Origin of the sequence: Tenacibaculum sp. L6 (assembly GCF_028823685.1) — a bacterium.
In the GTDB taxonomy this organism is placed as follows: Bacteria; Bacteroidota; Bacteroidia; order Flavobacteriales; family Flavobacteriaceae; genus Polaribacter.
In genome coordinates this window covers 1-9208 of record NZ_JAPEHZ010000078.1, presented here as the reverse complement: position 1 = coordinate 9208, position 9208 = coordinate 1, and the positions used below count along the sequence as shown (strand labels likewise).

The window sequence follows — 9208 nt, the reverse complement described above, 5'->3', positions numbered from 1 at the left end:
AACTTTTTGATAAAGGAGTTATTTCTAGTCAAGAGTTTGAAAACTCACAATTATCGTATAACCAAGCAAAAAATGATTTGAGAAATGCTCAAAACGATTATCAAATCATTAAAAAAGGTTCTGTTGGTTCAGCAGGAGCGAATACGAATATTAGAGCAACAACTTCTGGTATGGTGGTAGAAATTCCAGTAAAGAAAGGATACCAAGTTATTCAGTCTAACAATTTTAACGCAGGTACTACTATTGCTACAATTGCAGATATGGAAAAGATGATTTTTGAAGGACAAGTTGATGAGTCTGAAGTAGGGAAGTTGGTAAAAGGATCTAACATTGAAGTTTCATTAGGAGCTATTGAAAACAAAAAGTTTCCTGCGATCTTAAATTTTATTGCACCTAAAGGAACTGAAGAAAACGGAGCAGTACAGTTTAAAATTAAAGCAGATGTAAGCCTTGACGATAATTATTTTGTTAGAGCAGGGTATAGCGCCAATGCAGATATTGTTCTAGAAAAGAAAGACAGTGTTTTATCTATCAAAGAATCATTATTACGTTTTGACAAGAAAACTGAAGAACCTTATGTAGAAGTGAAAAAAGGAGAAGATGAATTTGAAAAGCGTGAGTTAAAATTAGGCGTTTCAGACGGAGTAAACATTGAAGTATTAGAAGGTGTTACTGCCGATGATGAGATCAAAATTTGGAATAAAGCATCGAAAGATGATGAAAAGAAAAATAACTAAGAAATTAGATAAGTAAAATAATCAATAAAGCAGTTCTTTTTTAGAGCTGCTTTTTTTGTTTTAAGTTGATGAATAGCGAGTTATGGTGAATTGAAAAGTTTGTTTAAGCTATCGCAAAAGAAATAAGATGCATCTTTAAATACTATAAGTAATGTTTATCACTAATCAAGTACTTAAATTAAAGCGGAATTAAATATCTTATTTAGAGGTATAAAAAAAGCAGCTATTAAAGCTGCTTTTCTTTTAATCTATATTTTAGATTAGTTTTTTGTTTTGTTTTTGAAAGTATCAAACTTGTTAGTCGTTTGCTTTGGCCAACTGTTGTTAGAAGTATCAATATCAGCTGTTTCTAAATCAGGATCTACAACAAAGCTTTTAATTTCTTTTGAAGAAGTAAATACTCTAAACACTTGATGCTCATTTTTATTCCATATTTGAGCAGGAAAAGTTTGACGCTCTTTTGTTCCGTCAGCATAAGTCATTTCAAGAATAATAGGCATTACTAACCCCCCAGGTTTTTCAAACTCAACTTCATAAATGTACTGAGGTAATTCTTTTAAGCTAGCTTTTTTGTCTTTAGGTAAACTGTTGATATACGCTTCTACTTCAGACTTATCAGCATCTTTTTTATCAGTAGTTAAGTAGACTAATTTTCCTAATTGAGCAAAGTAAGAAGGGTATTGTGCTTGTAACTTCTTTGTTTCTTCGTTAGGTTTGTTAGTTAGGTATAAAGGCTTCACTTCTTTAATACCAATATCAGTATAATCAGTTGTGTAGAACCAACCTCTCCAGAACCAATCTAAGTCCATACCAGAAGCGTCTTCCATAGTTCTAAAGAAATCAGCAGGAGTAGGGTGCTTGAACATCCATCTTTGTGAATAAGTTCTAAAAGCGTAATCAAACAATTCAGGTCCCATAATGGTTTGGCGTAACATGTATAAACCAGCAGCTGGTTTTGTGTATGCATTTGGCCCGAAATTATGAACGTAATCACCTTGAGACATGATAGGGCTTAATTTACTTTGGTCTAAGCTCATGTAACGAACAATGTCTTTTGGTAAGTTACCTGTATTAAAGTTTGGATCGTAATCTAATTCAGCTAAAATTTCTACAAAAGAGTTTAATCCTTCATCCATCCATGTCCATTGACGCTCATCAGAGTTTACAATCATAGGGAAGAAGTTATGACCAATTTCGTGTGTAATTACACCAATCATTCCGTTTTTAACTCTATCAGAATAAGTTCCGTCAGGGTTTGGACGTCCGTAATTAAATGAAATCATAGGGTATTCCATTCCTTGGCGTTTTGCGTGTACAGAAATTGCTTTAGGATACGGATAATCAAAAGTCATTTTAGAATACTCTTCTAAGGTGTTTGCAACCACACGAGTTGAATGCTCTTCCCATAACGGATTTCCTTCTTTTGGATACATAGAAACTGCCATTACAGTTTTACCGTTAATGTTAACAGCCATAGCATCCCAAATATATTTTCTTGAAGAAGCAAACGCAAAATCACGCACTTGGTTTGCTTTAAAGTGCCAAGTTTTTGTTTTAGTAGTACCTTTCTTTTCGTTTTCTTCAGCTTCTTTTTGAGAAACGATAAATACTGGGTTTTTAAAAGATTTTCTAGCCTCAGCCCAACGGTTACGTTGTTCTTTTGTTAATACATCTTTTTCGTTTTGTAAAACACCAGTAGCATCTAAAATATGATCTTCAGGAACCGTAATTTTCACATCGTAATCACCAAATTCAAGAGCCCATTCACTACGTCCCCAAAATTGCATGTTTTGCCATCCTTCTACATTGTCATACACACATAGTCTTGGGAAAAATTGAGCAATTGTATAGTTTTTATTTCCATCAGGGAATAATTCAAAACCAGAACGCCCACCATCTTCTACGGAGTTGTTAATCAGGTAATTCCACTTGATTTTAAATTTAAAAATTTCACCTGGAGCTAAAGGTTTTGGCAAATTAATACGCATCATTGTACGGTTAATAGTGTGAGATAAATCTCTACCATCAGCATATTTTACCGCTTCTATTTTAAAACCAAAATCTTTTGGTTTGTCCATATTCTCAGCAACGAACTTATCTGGAGTTTGAAAACCACTCGCTTTTTTAGATTGGGCTAATGGAGATTTAGAATCTGGAGCTCGCATATTTTGATCTAGCTGTAACCATAAATACTCTAAATGATCTCTAGAATTGTTGTGGTATGTAATATCTTCTTCACCATAAAGTTTGTTAGCAGCTTCATCTAAACGCAAATCCATTACATAATCAACTTTTTGTTGCGTGTATGCATGACCAGGTGCACCAGAGGCGGTACGTTGATCGTTTGGAGTTGCTAGTACATCTTTTAACTGTCGGAATTTGTTTTGATCAGTATGACCTTGTTGATGCTCTTTTTTAGGTCCCTCTTGGGCAAATAAAGAAGTCGATACAAAGAGTGCTGAAAATAGTAGCGTAGAATATCTTCTCATTGTGTGCTTATTGATTTTTTTGAATAAATAAGCGGAAAGTTAATGAAAACTTATTATTAAAAAAATGTAAATGTTAAAACTTTAACAAACCTTTATCATTAGTATTAGACAAGAATAAACTTTTTCGTTTTTTATTGACGGTAGCTTTTATCAAATTTTGTTGATCTGGAAAGTGATCAACTAAAACATCGTTTTGAATTTCGATAGAAGTTGGTGTTTCAACATTTTCTATTTCTAAATAAAAATAAACAATATCACCATCGTATTCTTTTCCAATGAATTTATAAGAAGCTTCTTGATTGTTGATAATTACTTTAAAATGTTGTTGTAAGTATTTGTAAAAGTAATCATCAATATTAGAAAGCTGATTTTTAGAAGCTATTTGTAAATTAGTATTGTAGTCTTTATTAATGGCTAATTCTATATCATCCATAAAAACATTCATAATCATTTGAACGCTTTTTGAGTCTTCTTTATATTCTATTTCAGTTAAAGCAACGTAGTATTTATGTAGTGTAAACGATAGTAACGGAAGTACTAAAAGGATGATTATAATTTTTTTCATGAAGTGTTTTAAAACAATTATTGCGCCAAATTACTGTTTTTTGATAATTTCTAAATAGCTAATGTGCTCTTTTCTTAAAATTTTAATAACCTCTAATACTTCACGGTTTTGATATAGTTTTTCAATACCTAACGGATTACAGTATTCAAGAAAATGATAATAATTATTTACAGGAATTTTTAGTTCAACAAAAAAGAAATCTTCCCCTAATTCATTTAATAGTTTAGCTGGCAAACTTTCTTTAAAAGCTAATTCTTTACGAAGTTCTTGTATTTTTTCTGAGTCTTTTACAGGAAATGTATTGGTTGTGCCAAATCCTTCAAAATCTTTAGTAGGATCAACTCTAACTACATTGGGTTTTACATGTAAGCTAATATGATCATCGGAAGCATAGTTGTTATAATTTACTTTAGAAAAATCAGTAGCGTTGCTAGCGATTTCTAGATTTTTATCACGTTTTACTTTTCGTAAATCCTTAGTAAGCTCTCCTGAAAGTTCGTTGTTTCGTAGTAAAATTTCATCTAATTCGTAATCTTGTTTTTCTAAAGTGGTTCTTTTTCGGTAAGTATTAAAATCCTCTTTGGTAAGAGTTTCAAAAATAGTTTTGTATCCGATAGAGGTATATCTTATTGAATCGTTAGGTTTAGCAAAAATTCGATACTCACCATTTTCGTTAGAAAAAGTAGCTTGATTTGTAGAAAAGTTAACAATATGAGCATTTTCTAAAACACCATTTTCATCATAAACAATTCCGAAAAGTGTTTTTCGCTCTTCTTGTGAGAACGCAACTTGTGATAAAAGAAGTAAGGCTAAAAGAAATCGCTTCATAATGGTAAGTGTTGTAGGTTAGTGCTTACTTATAAAGGTACAAAATATTTTAAAATCAGCGATTTAAATTCTGGACTACTGTTGGTTTGGTTTATAATTTTGCGGGTTTAATTTTTTAAATTCATCAGATTTTAATTTTAAGAATGAAATCATCATTATTTCATCAGCTAATAATGAAGGAGAGAAATTATTGGTGTTTTCAATAAAGTAGATAAACCTTGTAAGATCTTCTGGTATAATTTTTAATTCATGTAGTATATAAACTCGATAATTGTTACGTATATGTTGTATTCTCTTTTCAGTATCTTCAATAGCTTTTTCTTTTTTTAGCTTTTTTAGTCTACCAGATATCCAATTTAAAAGTGGATCTACAGGGATTCCGCTATAACTAGTTGTTGCTGTATGCCATCTTCTTTCGGCAGGAGTTAAAATTCTTGAACCAGCGTAAGGAAGGTTTAAACTTTCTGCATTGATTTCTTTTTCAGTTTTAATATGTTTAGTGTCAGAAGAAATATATCCAAGTAAGTTGTGCTCTTTTATTTCAACTTCATCGAGTTCTATTGCTACTTTTTTAAGTTCAATTTTGTTTTGTTGTATACCAAAATGATTTGAATCAACTTTAAAAATTTTCGTTTCATAACCTACAAATGATATTTGTAAAGAGTCGTTTGGTTTGGCTAAAATTCTAAATTCACCATTATCATTCGTAAAAGTACCTTGTTTGGTATTTAAATTGATAATATGTGTATTTGATACAGCACTAATTTCATCATAAATTGAGGCATATAAAAAAGCTCTTCGCTCTTGGGATAGAACTTTAATAGATGAAACAAAACATAGTATGATTAATAGTTTCTTCATTCTTTTTCATGAATAGTTTTTAAATAACTGACACTTTCTTTTCGCAAAATTTCGATTAGTTTTAAAACGTTTCCATCTTTATATAATTTTTCAATGCCTAGCGGATTGCAGTATTCTAAAAAATGTAGGTACCTATCTTCAGGAATTTTCAATTCTTCAAAGAAGAAGTGTTCTCCAAATTCTGAGAGGAGCATTTTAGGAAAATCTTCTTTAAACTTTATTGCTTTTCGGGTTCTTTTTAATTTTAGAGAATAAGCATCAAGACCTAAACTAACACTTCCTCCAATACCTGCAAAAGCAGCTGTAGGGTCGATTACTTTTCTCATATTTGGAGCCTTTTTGCTGTTAAGTTCATCGTCAGGCATCTTCATAATATCAGAAACCTTCATGTTTTTTATATCAGAAACTAAATCTTTAACAAGATCGCCAATTGAATCTTTAGGTGCTTGTTTAATATCTAAAGAAATAGACCCCGTTAAGTAATGTTTTTTTACCTCTACTTCATCTAGTTCAATAGCTATTTTTTTTAGTTCTATTGTATGTTTTTCAATTCCAAAATGAATCGTTTCAACTTTAATAATTTTCGTTTCGTAGCCTACAAATGAGACTTGTAAAGAGTCGTTTGGTTTTGTTAAAATCCTAAATTCACCATTATCATTCGTAAAAGTACCTTGTTTGGTGTTTAAATTGATAATATGTGCATTGGGTACAGATGCTACTTCATCGTGAACCGATGCATATAAGAATTTTCGGTTTTCTTGAGCGGTTATTTGTAGAGTAAGTAATAAAAGTAAAGTGATTGGTAGTTGTTTTATCATGCAATTATTTTTGAGAGAGTCTTATATGTTCATTTTCTAATAGATAAGGAGAGTGTTTACTATTTTCAATTAAAACGGAAGTTAATTCAAGAACTTTATCCTTTCGATACAGATTGATAATACCTTTTGAAACACAACTTTCTAAAAATGAATTAATATGTTCTTCTTTAATTTTTAGTTGTCTTATAAAAAAGCCATCTGTATAATGTTTTCGGATGTTGGCTATGTTTTCATCTTCTATTTTTAGTTTTTTTAGTAGTTTTTTCTTTTTATTATTTCCGTTAAGTGCGTTTACAAGTCCTGAGAGTCCTATAGTTATTCCCGATTCAATTTTTACCGTTTTGTCACCTTTGGGGATTACGTTGGCGTAGGGGAGCTTTAATGTTTTAGCATTAACTATTGGGGCATTGGTAAGAATATCATCATCTGTTTCAAAAATTCCTCTTTTTCTTTCTAAAACAACTTCATCTAGCATATGAGTTTTACTATCAACATAAACAACAATGTTTTTAGCTTTTATGTTTTCTTCACTCACAGTAATTTCTTTGTATTCTAAATTTAGGTGAGAAATTAATAGTATGTTATTTTCTTCTGCTAAAATTTCAAATTGTCCGTTTTCGTTTGAAATAGCTCCTAAAGCAAGTTTTTTGTTGATGATGTGCACATCTTGAGTAGGAATACTGTCTATAAAAACAGTTCCCTTAATAATTTTAGGAGGAGCCTGTGCAAAAACGACACAAGAAAATAGCGTAAAAAGAATAAGTAAAAAGTTTCTCATATCACAAATAAACCACCTACTTGTCTTAAAAATGTTTTAATGACATGGTAAATTTTTGTTAATTTGAAAAATAATAGCACTAATTACCTTTTGAAAATTTAGAGCTGATACTAAGAATAATAGCGTTTAAATCAGATGAAACCGACATGTTTAAAATTATTATTTTAAACATGTAAGGTTACATTTGACCATTGAAAAACAATTAAAAATATCAAATGAAAAAACTTATCGTAGCAAGTACATCTACAGTACATGGAAGTGGATATTTAGCATATATTTTACCAACGTTGGCAGACTTTTTTAAAGAAGCGTCTACAATTTTGTTTATTCCGTATGCACGGGCAAGTGGTAAAACCTATGATGAATATACCGAGATAGCTCGTAAGGCTTTTGCTACCATTAATAAAGAGGTAAAAGGGATTCATGAGTTTGATAATCCGAAAGAAGCAATACAGCAAGCGGAGGCAATTTTTACAGGAGGAGGTAATACGTTTGAATTGGTAAATCAACTATATAAAAATGATATTATTCCTGCTTTAACCAAAGTAGTTGAAAATGGAACTCCGTATTTAGGTACGAGTGCTGGCAGTAATATTTGTGGAGTAACGATGATGAATACCAATGATATGCCTATCGTGTATCCACCAAGTTTTAAAACCTTAGGGTTTATTCCGTTTAATATCAATGCGCATTATTTAGATCCGAATCCAGATTCTACACATATGGGAGAAACTAGAGAAACCCGTATTAAAGAATATCATATTTTTAATGAAACATCTGTATTGGGCTTACGTGAAGGAAGTTGGCTAGAAGTTAACGGAGACTCAATTATATTACGAGGAAACTATACAGCACGTTTATTTCAACAAAACAAAGAAGCGGTAGAGTTAGAGAGTGATACAGAGATTAGTCAGTGTTTTTAGTAAAGAAGAAAAATAGTTTAAGAAATTAAACTAATATCTTTTGTAGATTTTTTTATTCAGGAATTCTATTTTTTAAATCCATTCGACCATGTAAAATTCTTGTAATTTCAATTGGTTGGTTAACTCGTTTGCGATAAAAAATAATGTGTCTGCTAGTTTTTAGTCCGAGTAAGTCACTTGTTACGCCGTCATAATTTTTTCCTAATTCAGGATTATTGGCAATGTCTTGACAGCTATTCAATAGTAAATTATAATATTTGTCAGCTTGTTGTTCAGACCATTTTCTAAAAGTGTATTCCCAGATATAAGTTAAATCTTCAACTGCTTTGTTGGTGAGTTCATATTTAGCCATTTTTTTTATGTTTAGCTTTTAACTCTTGAAGATGTTTTTCTGGGTCAAAATTGTGAGCAATACCACTGTCAATTCCTTCTTGGATTGCATTTCGTAAAGCAATAACCTTACTTTCTTCGTTCTCTAAAAGTCGAAGACCAGCTCTAATAACTTCACTTACGTTTTTGTATCGTCCGATTGTACGAACTGATCAAAATAATTACCTAACGATATTGATGTGTTTTTACTCATAATTTCTAATGTTTATTCAAAAGTACCAAAAATTGGTAAGTTTTGCAAACTTCCTTAAAACGTCTGATATAATTGTAAGTAATGGGTTTTTAGTTAGTGTTTTTCAGTAAGGCAAATTTTAAGGATGTTTTTAAGCAGTTCAAACTTTAGAAATAAGTTTAGATTAGTAATTTTTTAGTTTTTGAATTGAGTTTTTAATTTTTTAATTATTGATGAAATGTATAATCTATCATTTACTTCTAAATAAATACTTGTAACATCTTCAATTTTTTTTCTTAAAGTATTATCTAGTTTAGAATTATTTTTTAAATAAACATCTTCAATGATAGCTAAGTCTTTATTAGAGAACCCAGTAATTTCTTCAGAATCAATTAAATTATCTTTTTCAAATTGATAAAAGTATTTAGGATTATCTATTTCTACAACATTTTTTATCTGGTTAGAATATTTTGCGTATAAATAAGAAGAAATGTCAAGATCAGGTATAATGTTTTGATTAGCTAATACAAATAAATTTGTTGAAGATCCATCTAATTTAAAAATCATTATTCCTTTGTCAATAAATAAATTATTGTATAGTCTCTTTTCTTTATTTATTTCTAGTAAAATTGAATTTGAATAAGAAA

10 protein-coding genes and 1 pseudogene are annotated in these 9208 nt (G+C 30.5%); 2 read left to right on the top strand and 9 right to left on the bottom strand.

Going from position 1 to position 9208, the window contains the following annotated elements:
• On the top strand, positions 1-737 hold a 737-nt coding region (locus OU788_RS11055), incomplete at its 5' end, for an efflux RND transporter periplasmic adaptor subunit (RefSeq protein WP_274635224.1).
• A 260-nt stretch (positions 738-997) separates the two neighbouring features.
• Here OU788_RS11055 and OU788_RS11050 read toward each other — a convergent pair.
• The 6 genes from OU788_RS11050 to OU788_RS11025 form a co-directional block, all read right to left on the bottom strand.
• Complete coding sequence (locus OU788_RS11050; protein WP_274635223.1) at positions 998-3226, bottom strand: M1 family metallopeptidase; 2229 nt, start codon at positions 3224-3226, stop codon at positions 998-1000.
• Positions 3227-3299: 73 nt separating this feature from the next.
• Positions 3300-3791, bottom strand: a complete 492-nt coding sequence (locus tag OU788_RS11045; protein WP_274635222.1) for a DUF6702 family protein — start codon at positions 3789-3791, stop codon at positions 3300-3302.
• Between the two features lie 30 nt (positions 3792-3821).
• On the bottom strand, positions 3822-4619 hold the full coding sequence (locus OU788_RS11040; protein ID WP_274635221.1) for a carboxypeptidase-like regulatory domain-containing protein: 798 nt from the start codon (positions 4617-4619) through the stop codon (positions 3822-3824).
• 75 nt (positions 4620-4694) lie between these two features.
• The gene (locus OU788_RS11035) at positions 4695-5480 is read right to left on the bottom strand and encodes a carboxypeptidase-like regulatory domain-containing protein (RefSeq protein ID WP_274635220.1); all 786 of its coding nucleotides are present in this window, start codon (positions 5478-5480) and stop codon (positions 4695-4697) included.
• Entirely contained in the window at positions 5477-6298 is an 822-nt protein-coding gene (locus OU788_RS11030; RefSeq protein WP_274635219.1) for a carboxypeptidase-like regulatory domain-containing protein, read from the bottom strand. The genes OU788_RS11035 and OU788_RS11030 overlap by 4 nt, the downstream gene beginning before the upstream one ends.
• Positions 6299-6302: 4 nt before the next feature.
• Positions 6303-7076 (bottom strand): carboxypeptidase-like regulatory domain-containing protein, encoded by a 774-nt coding sequence (locus tag OU788_RS11025; RefSeq protein ID WP_274635218.1) that lies wholly within the window; start codon positions 7074-7076, stop codon positions 6303-6305.
• A gap of 215 nt (positions 7077-7291) precedes the next feature.
• Between OU788_RS11025 and pepE the strand changes: the two genes are divergently transcribed.
• Positions 7292-7999: a dipeptidase PepE gene (pepE, locus tag OU788_RS11020; RefSeq protein WP_274635217.1), complete on the top strand. Its 708-nt coding sequence runs from the start codon at positions 7292-7294 to the stop codon at positions 7997-7999.
• Positions 8000-8051: 52 nt separating this feature from the next.
• Here the strand turns inward: pepE and OU788_RS11015 are convergent, their stop codons facing one another.
• The 3 genes and pseudogenes from OU788_RS11015 to OU788_RS11005 form a co-directional block, all read right to left on the bottom strand.
• A complete protein-coding gene (locus OU788_RS11015; protein WP_274635216.1) occupies positions 8052-8351 on the bottom strand; it encodes a type II toxin-antitoxin system RelE/ParE family toxin in 300 nt (99 codons plus the stop codon).
• A pseudogene (locus tag OU788_RS11010) lies at positions 8344-8582 on the bottom strand (type II toxin-antitoxin system ParD family antitoxin). The gene OU788_RS11015 and the pseudogene OU788_RS11010 overlap by 8 nt, the downstream one beginning before the upstream one ends.
• 174 nt (positions 8583-8756) lie before the next feature.
• Positions 8757-9208, bottom strand: a 452-nt coding sequence (locus OU788_RS11005; protein ID WP_274635215.1) for a hypothetical protein, incomplete at its 5' end; no start/stop codon positions are given.